The organism is Methyloterricola oryzae (genome assembly GCF_000934725.1).
GTDB lineage: Bacteria > Pseudomonadota > Gammaproteobacteria > Methylococcales > Methylococcaceae > Methyloterricola > Methyloterricola oryzae.
Genome location: NZ_JYNS01000002.1, coordinates 155764 through 173407, shown reverse-complemented (window position 1 = coordinate 173407; position 17644 = coordinate 155764). Strand labels below are relative to the sequence as shown.

15 protein-coding genes are annotated in these 17644 nt (G+C 61.9%); all 15 read right to left on the bottom strand.

The annotated features are described in order from the left end of the window. Positions 1 to 21 precede the first annotated feature (21 nt). Entirely contained in the window at positions 22 to 1404 is a 1383-nt protein-coding gene (locus EK23_RS04635; RefSeq protein ID WP_045224141.1) for an efflux transporter outer membrane subunit, read from the bottom strand. A 7-nt stretch (positions 1405 to 1411) separates the two neighbouring features. Continuing rightward, on the bottom strand, positions 1412 to 1816 hold the full coding sequence (locus EK23_RS04630; RefSeq protein ID WP_045224140.1) for an ExbD/TolR family protein: 405 nt from the start codon (positions 1814 to 1816) through the stop codon (positions 1412 to 1414). Beyond that, the gene (locus EK23_RS04625) at positions 1794 to 2474 is read right to left on the bottom strand and encodes a MotA/TolQ/ExbB proton channel family protein (RefSeq protein ID WP_045224139.1); all 681 of its coding nucleotides are present in this window, start codon (positions 2472 to 2474) and stop codon (positions 1794 to 1796) included. The genes EK23_RS04630 and EK23_RS04625 overlap by 23 nt, the downstream gene beginning before the upstream one ends. A gap of 53 nt (positions 2475 to 2527) precedes the next feature. Continuing rightward, a complete protein-coding gene (locus EK23_RS04620; protein WP_158002440.1) occupies positions 2528 to 3277 on the bottom strand; it encodes an energy transducer TonB in 750 nt (249 codons plus the stop codon). Further along, positions 3274 to 3582, bottom strand: coding sequence for a hypothetical protein (locus tag EK23_RS04615; RefSeq protein WP_045224137.1), 309 nt, complete (start codon positions 3580 to 3582; stop codon positions 3274 to 3276). Before EK23_RS04615 ends, EK23_RS04620 begins: the two co-directional genes overlap by 4 nt. An 81-nt stretch (positions 3583 to 3663) precedes the next feature. Then, entirely contained in the window at positions 3664 to 4911 is a 1248-nt protein-coding gene (locus tag EK23_RS04610) for a PepSY-associated TM helix domain-containing protein (RefSeq protein WP_045224136.1), read from the bottom strand. Positions 4912 to 4913: 2 nt separating this feature from the next. Further along, complete coding sequence (locus EK23_RS04605) at positions 4914 to 7340, bottom strand: TonB-dependent siderophore receptor (protein ID WP_082053937.1); 2427 nt, start codon at positions 7338 to 7340, stop codon at positions 4914 to 4916. A 170-nt stretch (positions 7341 to 7510) separates the two neighbouring features. Beyond that, positions 7511 to 8485, bottom strand: a complete 975-nt coding sequence (locus EK23_RS04600) for a FecR family protein (RefSeq protein WP_045224135.1) — start codon at positions 8483 to 8485, stop codon at positions 7511 to 7513. Positions 8486 to 8496: 11 nt separating this feature from the next. Then, positions 8497 to 9006 carry an RNA polymerase sigma factor gene (locus tag EK23_RS04595; protein ID WP_045224134.1) on the bottom strand — a complete coding sequence of 170 codons (510 nt, stop codon included), beginning with the start codon at positions 9004 to 9006 and terminating at the stop codon, positions 8497 to 8499. A gap of 224 nt (positions 9007 to 9230) precedes the next feature. Next, positions 9231 to 10517 (bottom strand): PepSY-associated TM helix domain-containing protein, encoded by a 1287-nt coding sequence (locus EK23_RS04590; RefSeq protein WP_045224133.1) that lies wholly within the window; start codon positions 10515 to 10517, stop codon positions 9231 to 9233. Positions 10518 to 11123: 606 nt separating this feature from the next. Next, positions 11124 to 12095, bottom strand: a complete 972-nt coding sequence (locus EK23_RS04585) for a FecR family protein (protein WP_158002439.1) — start codon at positions 12093 to 12095, stop codon at positions 11124 to 11126. A 94-nt stretch (positions 12096 to 12189) separates the two neighbouring features. Next, positions 12190 to 12705: an RNA polymerase sigma factor gene (locus tag EK23_RS04580; RefSeq protein WP_045224417.1), complete on the bottom strand. Its 516-nt coding sequence runs from the start codon at positions 12703 to 12705 to the stop codon at positions 12190 to 12192. A 224-nt stretch (positions 12706 to 12929) separates the two neighbouring features. Then, positions 12930 to 15404, bottom strand: coding sequence for a TonB-dependent siderophore receptor (locus EK23_RS04575; protein WP_045224131.1), 2475 nt, complete (start codon positions 15402 to 15404; stop codon positions 12930 to 12932). A gap of 169 nt (positions 15405 to 15573) precedes the next feature. Continuing rightward, positions 15574 to 16530 (bottom strand): FecR family protein, encoded by a 957-nt coding sequence (locus EK23_RS04570; protein WP_045224130.1) that lies wholly within the window; start codon positions 16528 to 16530, stop codon positions 15574 to 15576. Between the two features lie 71 nt (positions 16531 to 16601). After that, positions 16602 to 17111, bottom strand: coding sequence for an RNA polymerase sigma factor (locus tag EK23_RS04565; protein WP_082053934.1), 510 nt, complete (start codon positions 17109 to 17111; stop codon positions 16602 to 16604). Positions 17112 to 17644: the final 533 nt, after the last annotated feature.

Genomic DNA, 17644 nt, shown 5'->3' with positions numbered 1-17644 from the left:
GACAGCGGGTCGGATCAAGCCTCATACGCCGCCCCCCAGGGCCAGGTAGAGGCCGACGCGGTTGTTGAGCATTTGCCGGCGCACCGTCAGGTGGGCGCTCTGCGCGCTCAGGGTGCTGCGGTAGCTGTCCAGCAAGGTCAGAATCTCGATATCGCCATGACGGTAGGCATACACCGCCAGCTTGCGGCTGGCCTCGGTTTGTTCCACCGCCTCGCGCAGGGCCTGCTCCTGCCGACGGAGCCACTCCTCCGCGCCCAGGGCCTGCTCCACCTGCCGGAACGCGTCCAGCGCACTGCTCCTGTATAGGTTCAGGGCCTCGTCCGCTCGGGCCGAGGCGAGGTCGATCTCCCCTTTCAGGCGTCCACCGGTAAAGATGGGTTGCAGCAGCCCCATGCCCAGGTTCCAGGCGGCGGCGCGCGGGTCGATGAGTTCCGCCAGCGCGGCGCTGCGGGTGCCGCCATCGGCGGTCAGGGCGACGCGCGGCAGCAGCGCCTTTTCCGCGCTTTCCAGGCGCAGATCCTGAGCCTTGAGGCGCTGAAAGGCCGCGGCCAGGTCGGGGCGGCGCAGCAGCAGTTCCGAGGGCAGACCCGCCTGAATCTGCGCCGGCGGCTCGGGCAGATCCAGCTCAGCCGATCGGGAATTGCCGGGATAGCGCCCAAGCAGAGTCTCCAAGAGCCTCCCGGAAATCTGCTCCCGGTTACGCGCATCCGCCAACTGCGCCTCGGCATCGGCGAGGTCCGTCAGGGCCAGGCGCAAATCCAGGCCGCGGGTCAAACCGCGCGCGAAGCGCCCACGCACCAGGTCGACGATGACGCGGCGGTCGTGGATCGATTGCTCCGACACCTGCACTTGCAACCGGGCCTCGGCCAGGTCGAACCAGGCCTGGGCGGTGCGCGCCGCCAGGGACAGGCGCGCGCTACGAAAATCGCTGGCCGCGGCCTCGGCATCCTGTCCGGCGGCGTCGCGGGCCGCGCGGATGCGACCCCATACATCCAGTTCCCAGTCGAGGGTGAACATGGCCTGAAAGGCGCCGAATTCACTGGAGCCGAAACCGGAGTCGCGTACCTGCGAACGCTGGTAGCCGCCGGTAAAGCCCAGTTGCGGCCACAACGTGGATCCTTCGATCCGTGCCAATTGCCGAGCAGCTTCCACCCGCGCCGCCGCCGCGCGCAGATCGTAGTTGCGGCCCAGCGCCTCCTGAACGGCACGGGTCAGGGCCGGCTTGCCAAAGCCCTCCAGCCAACGCTCCGGCACGGGTTTCGATACCTGCTCCCTTCCGCTCCAGCGAGCGGGCACGGCATCGCCCGCGTCCAGGGGATCGCGCTGGGGAGCCTGCGTGCAGGCGGAGAAGACGAGGAGGAGCAGGCACACGGCTGAGCCACGCGGCCAGTACGCACGCCCCATGGCAGAATCAGCGTTGCAGGGTGACGAAGGACAGCTTGCCGATGCCGGAGCGCTGCGCGGCGGCCATGACCTTGGCGACGGCATCGAACACCGCGCCCTTGTCCGCCTGGAGTTGCACGCTCACCTCCGGGTCCTTCTCCTGCAACGCCTTGAGCTCGGTCTCCAGGGACTCCAGGGAAACCGGATGGTCGTCCAGCACCGGCTGTCCGTCGGCATTGACGCTGAGTATGGCCACATGCTGATCCGGCGAGGGCTCGGTCTGCTCGGTCTTGGGCAGCTTGACGCGCACCACCTGGGTCAGCAGCGGCGCGGTGACGATGAACACCACCAGCAGCACCAGCATCACGTCCACCAGAGGCGTGACGTTGATCTCGCTCATTTCGCTGTCGTTATCCTGCGTTTGCATGGCCATGTTCGGTCTCCGTGGCGGCGGTCAGATGGGCCTCGATGGTCGAGTGCAGGAAATCGCTGGCGAAATGGTCCAGGCTGGACGCGATCTTGCGGCTCTGGCGCAGGAAGAAGTTGTAGGCGATCACCGCCGGGATGGCCACGGCGATACCCAAGGCCGTAGCGATCAGCGCCTCGCCGATGGGACCGGCCACCACCTCCAGGCTGGCAGAGCCCTTCAGGCTGATGTCCTTCAGGGCGTGCATGATGCCCCAGACCGTGCCGAACAGCCCGACGAAAGGCGCTGTGCTGCCGATGCTGGCCAGCCAGCCGAGGCCCGATTCCATGTGCGCCCGCTCCTTCAGCACCTGCTGCCGCAGTGTGCGCTCCAGCAGGTCGTGCCAGCAATCGTGCTTATCCTGGCTGAACAGGCTCACATGGGCCCGCGCCAGGGTTCTCCGGCCTGCCTCGTAAACCCGCGCGGCCTGCGATTTGATCGCAGCCTCCTCAGGCAGGCCCTGCAGATGGCCGTCCGGCGCGACATTGCGGATGAACAGGTGATTGCGCAGCCGGTTGAGTACCAGCTCCCCGGCTTTGATGAGAATCACGCTCCAGGTGAGCAGGGAGAAGCCTCCCAGAACCCAGAGAGTGCCATTGACGATGGTGGTTTCCGATAGGTCCACGAGGGGCCTCCTTCTATCTTGATGATGTTATGCAGGATCCGGAACGGGTTGCATCATTCCAGGTTGAATTCGATGGGCACCGTCACCCAACTTGCGACCGGCGTGCTGCCTCGCATGGCGGATACGAAGCGCCACTCCCTCACGGCGTCCATGGCCGACTCATCCAGTACCTCGTGGCCGCTGCTGCGGGCCACCGCCAACTGCCCGCAATGCCCTTCCGGCGTCACATAGACCTTCAGCAGCACCAGACCTTCCCAGTGGCGTTGACGGGCGATGCCCGGGTAGACCGGACGCGGGTTGTGCAAGTAGTTGGCGTCGGAACTGGCCGGCGTGTACGGTTCGTTACGCGGCGCCGCCGGTTTGTCCTGCTTGGGCAGCGGCGGCGCGGGCGGGGCCGGCGGGGCTGCTTCCTGAACCTCTTCCTTGGGCTCGGCCGGCTTGACCACCTTCTGCTTGACCTCGGATTTAGGTTTAAGCTTGGGCTTCCTCTCAGGCTTGACCTCGGGCTTTTTCATCTCCTTCGGCGGAATAGGCGGTGGCGGCACATCGGGCTGGGTCACCGGCGGGGCCGGGGGCGCCGCCAAGGTGATATCGATCATGGGCAGCGGCGCGGCCTGCGTAAATGGGAGCGGCGCCGGCCGGTTGATGAACCACCATAGCAGCGCAGCGTGCAACACGACTGCCAGCACCGCCGCCAGCGCCACCCCAGCGGAACGGTTCCAGGTCAGCTGGAACTGCGCCACCGGTAGCGGCCCCGGCGTGCCGTCCGGCTGCGGCCAAGGTGGCAGGAAACAAAAGCTCAAAAGCCCTCCCATTGTTCATCTTCCAGGTTGCGGCCCTGGGCGCGCAAACGACGTTCGGCTTCCAGGGACAAGCCGGGACGCGGTGACCGCTTGGCGGCACGGTGCGTCGCGTCAAATTCGTCGCTCGCCTCGTTCACCGCAGCCACCTGGCGCTTCAAGCCCTCCAGGCAATCGCGGGTTTCGATCAGCAGGCTCTCCAGATACTCGAAATGCACCTGAAAATAACGCGTCGATGGGAAGTGATCGCCCATGCGCACGAGGGTGTTTTCCAGTTCCGATCGTCCCTTGGCCTGCTTCATCTTCATCACGGTCTTCCTCTCTCGTGTGGCATTCAATAGCTAAGACGTTTGAGTGAGTGAAATCCCTCACCCCGACGCGAAACTTTTTCACGGCATCGCGCCGGCGGCCTGCCGCGTTTGCCGGCGTTCGATTCCAGCCCGCGCCGCCCGCTTTTTCTGCCGCCAGCGGATGATCCCCGTGACAAACAGCACCGGACATGCCAGGCCGGAGGCGAACACCAGAAGCCGGCCCGTCATGCCAAAGGCCTGTCCTGAGTGCAGCGGCCACTGCCACTGGATGAACACATCGCCGCCGCTGCCGTGGGCGGGGTCCGTCACCTGGAGCACAGCGCCGGTGTACTGGTCGATGGACACGCAACGGGTATCCAGGACATAGCGCGCCAGTTCGTCGCCCCCCTGCCCGCAGATCTGGTAGACGCCTTCCGGCGATGAAGGCAAATTGAGAAAACGCAGCCGTCCCAAGGGATAGCTCGCACGGGCGTTCTCCACGGCGCGGCCAAGCCCGATGGGTGTGGAACCTGTTAGAACCGTGGAATGGAACTCGTCTAACGGGTTCACCTTGGAAACGCGCTCCACCAGCCAGACGACCTGCTCGGGCAAGTTCATGTAGACACCCGAAACCAGCACTGCCAGCAGCACCAGGGTTGAGTAGAACCCGAAGGTCTTGTGCAGATCGAAGTTGAAGCGCTCGGCGCTGGCGCGGCGCTTGATGGTCAGCGCATTCAGCCACTGGCCGGTTAAGGGCCACCACAGGATCAGCCCGCTCAGCACCGACACCACCAGCAGCACGCCGATGCCGCCCACCAGAACGACGCCACCCTCCTTCCACAACAGGGCGTAGTGCAGTTTGAAGATGAAGCCCATCAGGCAATTGTCGAAATAGCTGGTCCCACTGTAGAAGACCCGAGTGCCCGTCACCCTTGCCGTATAAGGGTTGACGGACACATTGAGGGTATCCGACTCACCCACGGTTGCGCCCGGCTTGTCGAAGAAGAAAGTGAAGACGTCCTCGGGGCCTTCCGGGTAATAGACGAAGCCAGGTTCAGCGCCAGGGGGAGCGCCAGTCCGGGCCGCCGCCACGATCTCGTCGAGCGGGCGATAGGATGCCGATTCGGCGGGCGCGCTCACCCGGAACTGCCCTGGACTCAGCCAGGCATCCAACTCCTGCCAGAACACCAGCACGCTGCCGGTCAGCCCGATCAGGGCCAGCACCGCTCCCGCCGTCAGTCCGAGCCACAAGTGCACCTGCAGCCACACCCGGCGGCGGGCCTTGAGGCGCGCAAGCCTTGCGGCGCCAAAGTCTTCCGGGGAATGGCGATGAGCGATGCTAACCACGCCTAATACTCCACCCGGACCGAACCCAGGAAGGTCAATGGCGCTCCTGCGTTGATGCCCAAACGGTAGCTGGAGCGGTCGTAGTAGGTTTGATCGAGCAGGTTGTAGGCATTCAACTGCGTCGTGATCTTGGCGCCCGCATGAACGAAGCTGTATCCAATGCTGGCGTCCCAGCGCACATAGCCAGGCAGTTGGAATGAATTCTCGGGATCGCCCTGGCGCTGCCCCCGCGCATAGACGCCGGTACCGAAACTCAGCCCTTTCAGGTCGCCTTCGCTGAACTCGTACTTGGTCCAGACGTTGCCTGAATTTTTCGCCACGCCCATCAGTCCGTTGCCCTCGAAATCGCCCTTGACGTAGTCCGCGTCGGTATAGGCGTAGCTCGCCGTCACGCCCCAGTTTTCGGTAATCCGGCCGCTCACGTCCAGTTCGAAACCACGACTCCTGGCCTGACCGCTTGCCCTGGAATATTGAGGATTCTGCGGGTCCACTGCCAACAGATTGTCCTTGTAGATCTGGTAAAAGGCCAAGGTCGCCGTCACACGCTTGTCCGGTGATTCCAGCTTGGCGCCCATCTCCGCCTGCTTGCCGGTCTGCGGGCTGAAGGGCTGGCCTGAAATGGAGAACCCGGAGTTTGCCGAGCCGTAAGACTGCACGTAGTTGCCGTAGAGGGAGAGCCAGGGCGTCGCCTGGTACAACAGCCCGAAGCGGGGATTGAAGGCATTGCTTGAAAGGGACTCCAGGTTGATGGCCGCAAACGATCCGTTGTCCGATCCGCCCGTGCTTTGCGAAGCCCAGTCCTGTCGCCCACCGAGCAGCACATGCAACTTCTCCCACAGGGTGATCTGGTCCTGGAAGTAAACCCCGTACCAGTTCTCGTAGTTTTCGTAGGCAAAGTCCAGCGCGGGCGGCAGCAGGCGGGTCAGATCGGTGCCGCTGTATTGCGGATCGTAGATATTGATCTCGTTGATCCCGCCATAGATGCCGTTGGTGTAACCGGGGCCGTCGTGCTCGTCCAGACGGTAGAAGTCGAAGCCCACCAGGGTCTCGTGTCGCATGAAGTCGCCGGTGAAGAACTTGCCGACCAGATCCAGATTGGCGGCATAGGAGTTGCGACGCAGCGCCGTGTCCCAGACACCCCGCTTCAATACGCCGGTGGCTTCGTTCAGTTCTCCGAACCACAGGGACGTCTGATGGTAGCTGGTGGAGGTGTACTGGAAGCGGTTGGTGATGCGCCAGTCTTCGTTGAAGCGATAGGTCCAATCGAGGGCGGTCAGCACCTTGTCCTGGGTATTGGGGTGCAGTTTGCTGGTGTAGTTTCCGTCCTGCAGGAAGCGGTTGATGGGAATGTCCGCCGGCCGATTGCCGACCGCCACCAGACCACCCTCGTCGTCGGTGAACTGGTAATGTTGGTATTCCACATCCAGGTTCACCTCGAACTGGTCCGTGGGCCGCCAGGTCACAGTCGGCGCAACGAAAACATTTTCCTGACTGACGAAGTCGCGGAAGGAATTGTTGCTGCGATAGGCGATGTTCATCCGCCCGAGCAAGGTCTTGTCCGACGTCAAGGGACCCGTGGCATCCACCGTGGTGCGATAGAAGTCATAGGAGCCGAACTGCTGCTGCACGGAGAAGTACGGGTCCTTGAACCCCCGCTTGGGCACCAGGTTGATCATGCCGCCCGGCTGGATTCGCCCGTACAACACGGAGGCAGGGCCTTTCAGCACCTCGACGGCCGAAAGGTTCGCCGTCTCCATGTTGCTCAAATAGGCCTGGCGTAGTCCATTGCGATAGGTATTGCCCTCGGAGTCGAAGCCACGGATGATCGCCCCGTCGTAAAAGGCATCGGTGACCTGCACGCCGCTGATGTTCTTCAGGGCATCGTTGAGGGTCACCACCTGCTGGTCATCCATCACCGTGCGCGAGACCGCCTGGATGGAAACCGGCGTCTCCATGATAGGCGTATCGGTCTTGGTCGCCGTCTTGGAATTCGGGACCGCGTAATTGTCGTTATACGGATCATTGGGGTCGTAGTCGGCCTTGCCGGTCACGGTGACCTTGGGCAGGGCGTTGGAAGGCGCCGATGCCGCCTCTTTGACTGCAAACACCGTGCCGCCTACCGGCTCGGCATGCAGATCGTTGGCCGCCAACAGCCGATTGAGCGCCTCGTCCACCGTATAGCTGCCCTGAAGTGCCGCAGCCCGCCGGTCCTTGACCGTCGTGTCGGCGTAGACGAGCTTGGCGCCCGAAGTCAGCGCGACCGAGTTGAGGCTCGCCGACAAGGGCTGTGAGGGCAGATCGAAGGTGTAACGGGCCGCTTCCCCGGCCGAAGCCTCGACGGCCAGGGCCGCCAGGCTTAGCATCAATGGCCTGCCCAGTTCTCCGACCGACATGCGCTTCGTGGTTGGCTCCGGATGGCCAGCTTCCATGGTGTGTTCCCCTTTCGTGGTTATCAGTGCAAAGCGTCTGGCGCGAACGCGCTCACTGACAAATAACGAGCGGGGAACTTGCAAGTGGACATTTTTCTATCGGAGCGATTTCGGCCTTGCGGCACGGGCCCCGGCAGCGCAAGGGCACGTCCGGCGGAAACCCTCGCCCATCATCGCGAGCGGGCCTCAGCCTGTTGCACGATAATTCTGTCGCCCGATTTGATCGCCTTGAGCGGCAGGATGGTCTCCAGGGCCTTAAGGAAGGGTTGCAGATCGCCGGCGTCGAAATTGCCACTGAGGGTTTGGCGGGAAATCTCACCATCGGCGAAATCAAACTTCACCGGATGATGGCGCTCCATTTCCGCAACGACTTCGCTCAAGGGTGTCTGCCGGAACACCAGCCGGCCTTCCAGCCAGGCCCGGTCGCGCTCGGCGTCCGCTGGCTGGCGCGGCCCCAGCCCCGCATCCTTGCGATAAGCCCTGGAACTGCCCGCCGCAACGGTTTGCTTGCGAACGGTCCGGCCGTCGTCCAGACTCACCTCGCCCTTCAGGACATCCACCGATACCGCGTCGAGCCGCAGGCGCACATCGAAGAGGGTGCCGATGTCGCGTATGCTCAGCGCCCCCGCCTTTACCGTAAAAGGCCGCCACGCCTGGTGGACCACCTCGAACAAGGCTTCACCGCTCGCCAGCATGACGTCCCGGCGCAGCAACGACTGCGTGACGGTGAGGCGTGTCATGGCATTCATGGCGATGCGGCTTCCGTCGGCGAGCGTCACGGTTCGCGTTTCCCCAAGGCCCGTGCTGTACAAGACTGGCTGCGCCTGCTGCTCTTCAAAGTAGAGGCCACCACTGGCCAGGAAGCCCAGCACCAGAAGGAAGGTCGTGACCCGGCCGGATCGGGAGGGCGGCCGCGCGGCCCGTGCCTCGTTCAATCCGGGAACCCGCAGTTGCTTGATCTCATCCAGTGAACCCCAGATACGCTCCGTATTGGCATAGGCTGAGCGGTGCGCATCGCTGCGTTCCAGCCAGCGGCGAAAGTCCGCGTATTCCTCGGCGGAACAATGTTCGGATTGCAAGCGCACGAACCACTCAACGGCGGTTTTCAGGAGCTTTTCTTCTTGACGCTGTTTACTTGCTTCCATAGACATGCCGCCTAAGCTCGGCGCCCGAGTTCCAAGCGCCGGTGGCAATGCAGCATCGCCTTGACCAGATGCCGCTGCACCGTCTTCTCGGAAATGCCAAGACGCCGGGCAATTTCCGAATAGCTCATCTCGTCGATCTTGCGCAGCAGGAACACGGCGCGCACGCGCTTCGACATCGAGGCGATGGCATCCAGCAGAAGATCGCATTGTTCCCGCAACAAAGTCAGATCGGCCGGCTCCGGCTGCGGGCTGACGATGTTCTCGTTCAGCGGTTCGGACGCGAAGGCGCGCTGGCTGCTGCGCAGGTAATCGATCGCCAGGCGTTCGGCGATCCGGAACAGGTAGCCCGCCAGGTTGTCGTCGTGCGCCACGCCGGACTTGCGCAAAAGTCGAAGGTAGGCTTCCTGGCTCAGGTCCTGGGCGGCGTCAGGGCACCGCACACGATTGAACAGGAACCCGACCACCGCCTCGCGGTGATCGCGGAACAAATGAAGGATCACATCGTGGGAAATGACGGACATGCTCTAGGCCGCTAGTGTCGTTTTCAGCCCTGCAGCAACATTGGTGCCCGAATTGAGTGGATAATTTTAGAGGCTAAAGTTTTAGTTTTATTTCATATCGTTAGTAGTACAGCCCAAAACTTCTGCCCGGTACGGCAGTGGCTCTGTAATAAAGGCAGGCCAAAAGCGCGGCATTTCACACACCTGTTCTACTCAACGCCACCGACCACACGCGCCAGTCGATCTCAGTCAGAGCCTTCTTCCATCACCACGACGGCCGGCCGCTCAGCCCGTACCTTGGAATCATCAGGCAAGCTGGATTTTTCGACCCTGCGCCGTCCGCGTCGGGAACGGCGCTTCTGCAGCCAAATAACCACGCCGGTGACCGACAGACCCGTCAACACCACGCCGAAGAGGCAGACGAAAATGCGGTAGGGCAAGCCGAACACATTGGCCATGTGCAAGGCCGCCAGCCAACTCGTCACCGTGTTGCCGGCATACTGGCCGGTGGGCAACAGCAGCAATTTCTGTTCGCCCGAGTTGGCATCGAAATACACATCCGTATGGCCGCCGTGATCCTGGACCTCGAGGCTGCTCCGCACGCCGTAAACATAAACGCCGTGCTCGGCGTCCAGGCGCAGGCTGGTGACGCGCTCCACGGTGAATTCCCCTGCCCTTGCGGCTTCATCCATGAGGCGGGCGCCCACCGTTTGCGCCTGCCGCCAGTCCAGAGCCGGGTGCTTCAATGGATCCTCCCGCTTGGTCAGCTCGGTCCAGGGCTCGTGGTACTCCAGTACCAACCGGGTCGCCTGGGTGTAGACCGTGTCCCACAGGTCCATGTAGACACTGGACCAGGCGAAGATCAGGAGCATGGCCCACAGCCAAAGCCCTCCCGCCCGGTGCAGATCGAAGTTGATCCGGGTGGCAGATCCGTGCCATTTGATTTGCCAGCTCGGCTGCCAGCGCTGCCAGAACGTGCGATGACGTGTCGGTTGGTTTGATTTTGCGGTCGCTGGCAGGGTGAGATAAAAACCGACAAAGCTGTCCAGGGTCCAGATCAGGGCCACGATGCCCAGGATCCAGATGCCGGGCTCATCCAGCGCCAGCGAGTAATGCAGCTTGTAAATGAAGGGCATGAGGTTGACCAAGCCTTGCGAAATGGCGCCCCAACTGCGCCGGCCTAGTTCCGCGCCAGTCCAGGGATCCAGCATCATCTGGTCGTAATCCAGATCGTATGGTTTACCAGTAGCCGGATCCTCCCGCGGCTCCAGGGCCACGTTCACCACATCATGCTGCCCCATCCACAGCGCAGTCACCTGTGCCTCGGGCGCGAGGGCAGCGGCGCGCTCCGCGAGACTGGCCGGGGCCAGCCGCGGGGCGTCACTTGATGCGGCATAAAACTGCGGCGTGACGATGTGCTCCAGTTCGGAGAGAAAAGCCAGAAGACTGCCGGTGAGTCCCACCAGTACCAGAAAGAGCGCCATGGCCAGCCCGGCGTAGCGGTGCAGCAGTACCCAGAAATGACGTGTCATCGGTAAATTCCATCGGTTCGCGGGCGCCGGCATAATCCAGCCCGGTTTCAAACGAGGACGGAGGCAGCCAGATACCGACGCCCACCAGGCATCCCCGGCAGATCAGCCGCCCTCATTCCATAAGACGTTTGAGAAGGCAAAATCCCTCATGCGCCCACAGGCCCGGCCCCCAGCGATCTAGCTCCGGCATATGACTGATTTCCATGCGCCAGATGCCGCACAGGCACGAACCTGAAGAAGTCCGCCCCCGCGTAACCGCCATCATCAAGAGGCTGGCGCGGATCATGCCGCGGCCAAAAAACACAAGCTCCGGGAAGCGAAGACCTAAGCGCCCTTACCCGGGCTTTTCACAAACCGGTATTGCCGCCGGGTGCTTAAAAGAACTCCCGGCCTGCTTGGCCAACTGTTGCAATGCACCGGCCAGGGACTACGCGGGAATGTGAAATTCGTGGTGGCTTTCGGCGGCGTTGGAAATGAGGGGGGACGCGCTCCGTAGGGCGGCAGCCACCAGTTTGAAGGGATGTCTCATGAACAGGCTCCATCTTGATCGTTCATGAGGGTAGACGTGCGGCCTATCTAGAACCGCCAACAGAGGAACTGAGCTTTTCAGCGTTTCGTGTCATTCTCCAGCACGATGCTATCTTGCGATAAGCGATGCGCGTGCAGATTCAAGGTCTTGGCAATGGTATCGACCGTGCTATTGAGATCATCGGTTCGGAAAATGCCGCTGACATGCAGGCTGCCCATCCCCTCGTCCGCCAGGCGCACACGCGTGTCGTGGTAGCGGCTGATCTCTTGTAGAACCTCGCTCAAGGGACGGTCACGGAAAACGATCTGGCCTTGCCGCCAGGCGGTGGGCTGGTCCTCGTCGCCTTCTTTTTCCAGCGCAAGAAATTCGCCGCGCCGACCGTAGGCCAGGCGTTGGCCTGCCACCAAGACACGGCTGCCATGGGCTTCCACCCGCACGCTGCCGTCGTCCACGGTGACCTCCACGCGCTCGGGACGCGCGTAGACATTGAACGCGGTTCCAAGATCGCGCACTTCGCCATTGCCCGCCTTCACCACAAAGGGCCGCTGCTCATCGTGGATGACCTTGAAATAGGCCTCGCCCCGCAGCAGTTCCACCGACCGCCGCCAGCGATTGATGCGGACCTTGGCGATGGTGTTGGTGTTCAGTTCCAGGGTGGAACCGTCGCCCAGGATCACGCTCTCGTGCCCTCCCCTCGCCGTCTGATAGGTGGCTCCAACCCCATACCAACCGGCCGGCGTCAGGGCGGTCAATCCGATGGCAGCCAGCACTGACGCGGCGAGGGCCAACTCCGCGATGCGACCTGCTGCGCGACGTGGCGGCCGGTAACTCAAGGCTTCGTCCCTGGCCCTGAAACTGCGCAACCTGAAAGCATCCATCCAGCGCCAATGGGCTTCGACTTCCGTATAGGCGCGGCGGTTGGCCTCATCGGCATTCAGCCATCGCTCGAAAGCAGTTCGCTCGGACTCAGGACATTCCTTTGAATTCAGGCGCACCAGCCAGTTCACGGCGGCATCGCGCAGTTTGTCGGAAGATTCGGGATGTTTCACGGACAGCTCGGACATTTCGGGAGGGTCATAGTGTACCCGCATACGGGTGAGACGTTTGCCGAGCCCTCAGCCGCCAAGGGCGGCCACACAGCATTCAGGGATCCAGCGGTCCCAAGGCGCGCGCGAGGAACTGCATGGCTTGCATCACATGGCATTCCGAACTGCGCACCGAGATACCGAGACGCGCGGCAATTTCACGATGCGAGAGACCCTCGATGCGGAACAGGACAAAGGCATGGCGGCGCACTTCGGGCAGTTGCTCCAGCAATTCGCAGAAATGCTCGAGGGCTTCCTGGGCCTCCCAGCGGTTTTCCGGTGAGGCCGTTTCTCCCGCCACGGATTCCGGTCCCAGGTCGGGTTCGAGGTAACGTTCCTGCGTCGCCCGCCGCCGGTGCTGATCTACCAGCAGGTTCGCCGCCGTCTGGAACAGAAATGCCCGGGGATTGCTGACCGTCTCCCGCTCTTGGTACTCCGATAGACTGAGACAGGATTCCTGGACGATATCGGCCACGTCCGCTTCGTTATGCCAACGCCCGCGCAGGAATGCGCTGATCTCTCCCGCATGCTGCCGGAACAGCGAGTGCAGGAAGCTTTTGCGGCGGTCGGACATGCGGTCGGTTCTGCGTTTTTGGGGGAGGGCGACCTGTTTGAAGCCAATGATGGGTCTCCTGACAGGCAGACAAGCTTGCAGCAAGACTTGCGCCAGGATGACCAGTTCAAACCATCAATAACTTAGCGTGCGCCCGACGCCCAAGGTGTGTGATATGACACAGCCGACGTCGTGGCTCATCGGAAAGAGGCTCCCGCAACTGGTGCGGGAGCCGGAAGCTAAGCTCAGAACTCGACGCGGACCGACCCAAGGAACGTGCGCGGTGGCGCCACCCCGATCATTTGTCCGGTGTTGGTGCCCCGGTAGTAGGTATGGTCCAGCAGATTGTCGGCATTCAGTTGCAGGGTGAGGCGGGAGCCGGCCACCTTCATGGAATAGGCGGCCATCAGGTTGAACGTGACATAGCCGGGCAATTGGAAGGTGTTTTCGTTGGTGCCTTGGGCCTGGCTCGCGGCCCTGATGCCGCCACCGAAACGCAAGCCCTGCAGATCCCCTGTCTGAAACTCGTAGGTGCTCCACAGGCTGCCGAAATTGCGCGGCGCATTGAACATGCGGTTGCCCGTGTTGCCGGGACCTCCATCGAAACCCACATCCTTGTTGATGTTGGCATAGGCCAGGTTGGTGTAGGCGCCGATCACGCTCCACCCCGGCAGGATCTGCCCCGCCACTTCGATCTCATAGCCGCGGCTCTCCTGCTCGCCAACGGTACGCTGCAGATTCGGGATGACCGGATCAGGCACCGGCACATTGGTTTTGGTCAGATCGAAGTAAGCGAAACTGGCGGTGAGCCTGCCATCGAAGAACTCGGTCTTGGTGCCCAGTTCCCACTGATTGGCCAATTGCGGCGGCAGCAACGTCTGACCGGGAAAATTGAACAGGCTGTTGGAAGGACCAAAGTTTTCGCTGTAGCTGCCATAGAGGGACAACCACTGGACCGGCCTCCAAAGCAAGCCGCCGCGGGGGCTGACGTGATCGTCGTCGGAATAGACGCCGTTAGCATTGTTCCGGCTGGAAGCATTGTCATAACGAACTCCCACATTGCCATAAATGTTGAATGGCAGCTTGATTTGATCCTGGAAGTACAAACCATACCATTCCTGAGAGTAGTCTGATGTGGGGACCTGGGGTATGAATGGCAGTGAACTCTGGTAAACCGGGCGGAAGACATTGAACGTGCCCCCGATGGGATAGGCCGCACAGCATCCGGTGGCATCCTGGTTATCAAACATGAAGTAATCGAAACCCCAGAACATTTGATGACTGACGGGACCGGTGTCGAACTTGCCCGTAAGGTTCAGGGTGGTGTAGTACTGCTGCTGGTGGGTCACGGCATTGTTGAAGCCACGACTGCCGCCATTGGAGAAGTCGCTATTCAAATTCACCAAATTCCCGTCCAGCGTTGCCGGGGTGAAAAAGAAGGTGAAATCTGAATATTGATCAAGGAATTCTGTTCCGAACCGGTGGGTGAGCTTCCAGTCGTCGTTGAATGTGTGGGACCAATTGAATCCGAAATAGGTGCGATCGCCCTTGTTCTTGTTGTTGAGCGGCTCCCCAGTCTGGCGGTTGATGGGTACCGGCGCGGGGCGGTTGCCGATGGGCGGAATTCCCGAGTCGTTTGTGTCATCGAAATGCTGGTACTGGATGTCCACATTGAACTGAGTCTGCGGTGACAAATTCCAGGTCAAGCTCGGAGCCAGAAACACCGTATCGGTTTTCACAAAGTCCCTGAAAGAGTTGGCGCCCTCATACGACAGGTTGACCCTATACAGCAAGCTGTCGTCCTTTGTTATCGGGCCCGTTGCATCCGCTGTGGTTCGGTATAAATCGAAGGAACCGAACTGCTGTTGCAATGAATAATAGGGCGTTGCCAGCGGCCGCTTGGTCACCATGTTGATGACACCCCCGGGCTCGTTGCGCCCGAACAGGATCGAACCCGGGCCTTTAAGCACCTCAATGCGTTCGATATTGGCGGTTTGCTGCTTGGTCGAACCGCCTCCTAGCACGGACGGCAACAGAAACCCATCACGGTAGAGGTTGGTGTTCTGGAAACCGCGCATGATGAAGACGTCGCTGCTCCCGCCATTGGTCCAACTGCTCTGCACGCCGGCAACGTTCTGGATGGCATCCTCCACCCGGATCACCTGCTGATCCCGCAACACCTGCTGGGTCAGCACCGCCACTGAGTATGGCGTTTCCATCACCGGCGTATCCATCTTGGTAGCGGTCGTGGCGTCGGATCGCGTATAGGAGGTGTTATAAGGGCTGTCCAGAGGTATCTCCGGCTTAGCAGTCACGGTCACCTTTTGCAGCGTCGCCGCGCCGGACACCTCCCCGGTGGGCGCGGGCTTTGCTGGAGTAGGCCGACGCTCGAGCGTAATGGCGCCATTGTCGGTAACAACCGCCTTGAGGGGCGCTCCGCCCAGCAGCAGTTCCGCGGCCTCACCGACCGTGTAGCGCCCCTTCACGGGCTGGCTGCGCAGATCGGCCGACATCTCGGTGCGGTAGAGCACCTGGCGCCCGCTCTGCTTGCCGAAGGCGACCAGCGCCTGGTTCAGCGGCTGGACCGGAATGTCGAAGGCGATCTTGCTTTCGGCGAGCGCCTGCTCGCAATAGAGGGGGCCCAAAACCTGGGCGCAAACCGCGGCGGCCACGGCGCCGCGCCGAAATGTCGAACGAGAATTCTGGGAATGGCGAGACATGGCGTTCCTTTTTGTTGTTCTGGGACTAGGGGCGGCGCGCGGAGAGCCGTTGTCCTTAAAGACGGACAGGTCCTGAAAAACCACATCTGTTGGAAATGAACGACAAATTGAGGAAGGTTGCCGGGCGAGCCCAAGCGGGAACAGGACGCAGGCGGAAGCCTGCCGATGCTTAGCGCAAAACCACCCAGTACGAGGTAAGACGCGACTGCTGCGCGGGCAATGCGGCGGCGATGGTATCAACCGCACCATTCAGCGCGTCGAGACGGAACAGGCCGCTGACCTGACGCTTGCGCAATTGTTCGTTCATGAGCAGGATGCGCCCAGGCCGGTAGCGGTTGATCTGGGCCACCGCGTCCTCCAGCGGCGTACCATCGAAGACCAGATACCCATCCCTCCAGGTGGAAAGCAGGTCGGGCCTGGAAGCAGGCAGCATACGTAGTCCGCCGTTCCCGTAGACCAGCGCCTGCCCGGGCTTCAGCAGTTCCTCGCGGCGGCCATCCCGCACCCGAACCAGTCCTTCCACCAGTTCCACATGCGTGTATTCGTCGTCGCGGCGCACGCCGAACTCCGTGCCCACGGCCGTCACGCTCCCTTGCCCCGCACTCACCACGAAGGGTCGCGCGCTGTCCTTGGCGACGATGAAAAAGGCCTCGCCCTGGAGAAGTTCGACCCCGCGTGTACGGCTGTCAAAATGCAGGGCGAACGCACTGTCGGTGTTGAGGATGACCCGGGAACCGTCGGCCAGGCTGATGGTTTGTTGCTCGCCTTTGCCGGTGACAAAATCCGCGCGCCAGTAGCTTGGGGGGAAGAACCAGACGCTCAGCAAGATGAGCATCATGCAGCAGGTAGCCATTAAGCCGCGCGCCGGAAAGAACTTCCGACGCGGAAATCCTCGAACAGCGGTTAGCTCCTGCGGCAGCGGCGCGGAACCGGGGATGCTGCGGCCCCGCAGCGGCTCGATGCCTCGCCAGAGGGATTCTGCCCGTCGCCAAGCTTCCGCGTGGGCAGCGCTTTGCTCTCGCCATGCCAGCAGGCGCAAGCGCTCCGCCGCATCGGAATCGCCTGAATGCAAGCGAACCACGGCGGCACAGGCCGCCTCCAGTAAATGTTTGGAATCCTCGGACATGGGCCAGATCGTCGCAGGAATTCAACCTATGTCAATGAAGACGCGGCAGAACGCGAAAACCACATGCGTCCTCAGGCATCGTCGAGACGGCGCAGGCAATGCAGCATGGCCCGGCGCAGGTTTTCTTCCACGGTGCGAACCGAAATGCCCAGGGTTTCGGCAATGTCCTTCTGCCTGCGGCCCTCGAAGCGGTTGAGGTAGAAAATGCGCTGGCACTGGGGCGAAAGCTCTTCCAGGGCCGCGATCACGCGGTCCAACTGCTCGTCCGCCAAGGCGACGATTTCCGCTGTCCGGAAATCCTCGGCCTCCAGCGGCGTTTCGGGAGACTCGGGCACGATAATCTCGCGCACGGCGGCTGCCCGGTAGTGATCATTGAGCAGGTTAAGAGCCGTTCGGAACAGGTAGGCTCTCAGATTGCCCACCCGCCCCAGATCCTCGGCGCGGCAGAGGCGCAGAAAGGCTTCCTGGGACAAGTCCGATGCGGTGTCGCGGCAGCGCAGGCGCGTCGTCAGCATGGACTCCAGTTCCCCGCGACATTGGAGGAACAGCTGCCAGAGAACATCTTGCTGCACTGATGACATGAATTCGACGGATGAGAGGGAAGTCGCCTGGTCTGTCCCTGACCTGCAACGATCCTGTCCGGGGGAAAGAGGCAAACCTCTTGCCCCCGCCATGCCGCACCCCTTCCTTCCCTGAAGACTGGCATCCAGCCAATTCCATCGGTGCACATTCCATTAGGCAGAAGTCGTGCCATAAGAGGCATCACTCCGCAGATCCAGTCTTTGCGAGCCCAAACGAAGCTTGCGAACCCCCATAAGGGACCCGCGGGAAAGCGCAGTGAGGCATATGCCTGACTCGTATGCGTCATTTCGCTCACCTCGAAACCGTGCGCCCGGCCATCCGGGCACGCCGGCGATTTTTCTGTGCCCTAGGAGACCACACACGTACTGGATTCGACCGCCACGCTCGCTCGCGTGGCGCACGAACTGCCTGCGCAGCCAAAAGTCTGCGAGGGCATCACCTGACGAGCGCGGATGCCAGGATTACCCTAAACAATAACGGCAAAGAAGGTAATCGCCGGCCCAAAGCGGCGAAACACATCGAGATCTGTTGG

Bases quoted from the DNA above. Each gene is read 5' to 3' on its own strand.
- EK23_RS04635 (WP_045224141.1), bottom strand. From the start codon at position 1,404: ATGGGGCGTGCGTACTGGCCGCGTGGCTCAGCCGTGTGCCTGCTCCTC.
- EK23_RS04630 (WP_045224140.1), bottom strand. From the start codon at position 1,816: ATGGCCATGCAAACGCAGGATAACGACAGCGAAATGAGCGAGATCAAC.
- EK23_RS04615 (WP_045224137.1), bottom strand. From the start codon at position 3,582: ATGAAGATGAAGCAGGCCAAGGGACGATCGGAACTGGAAAACACCCTC.
- EK23_RS04605 (WP_082053937.1), bottom strand. From the start codon at position 7,340: ATGGAAGCTGGCCATCCGGAGCCAACCACGAAGCGCATGTCGGTCGGA.
- EK23_RS04600 (WP_045224135.1), bottom strand. From the start codon at position 8,485: ATGGAAGCAAGTAAACAGCGTCAAGAAGAAAAGCTCCTGAAAACCGCC.
- EK23_RS04595 (WP_045224134.1), bottom strand. From the start codon at position 9,006: ATGTCCGTCATTTCCCACGATGTGATCCTTCATTTGTTCCGCGATCAC.
- EK23_RS04590 (WP_045224133.1), bottom strand. From the start codon at position 10,517: ATGACACGTCATTTCTGGGTACTGCTGCACCGCTACGCCGGGCTGGCC.
- EK23_RS04580 (WP_045224417.1), bottom strand. From the start codon at position 12,705: ATGTCCGACCGCCGCAAAAGCTTCCTGCACTCGCTGTTCCGGCAGCAT.
- EK23_RS04575 (WP_045224131.1), bottom strand. From the start codon at position 15,404: ATGTCTCGCCATTCCCAGAATTCTCGTTCGACATTTCGGCGCGGCGCC.
- EK23_RS04570 (WP_045224130.1), bottom strand. From the start codon at position 16,530: ATGTCCGAGGATTCCAAACATTTACTGGAGGCGGCCTGTGCCGCCGTG.
- EK23_RS04565 (WP_082053934.1), bottom strand. From the start codon at position 17,111: ATGTCATCAGTGCAGCAAGATGTTCTCTGGCAGCTGTTCCTCCAATGT.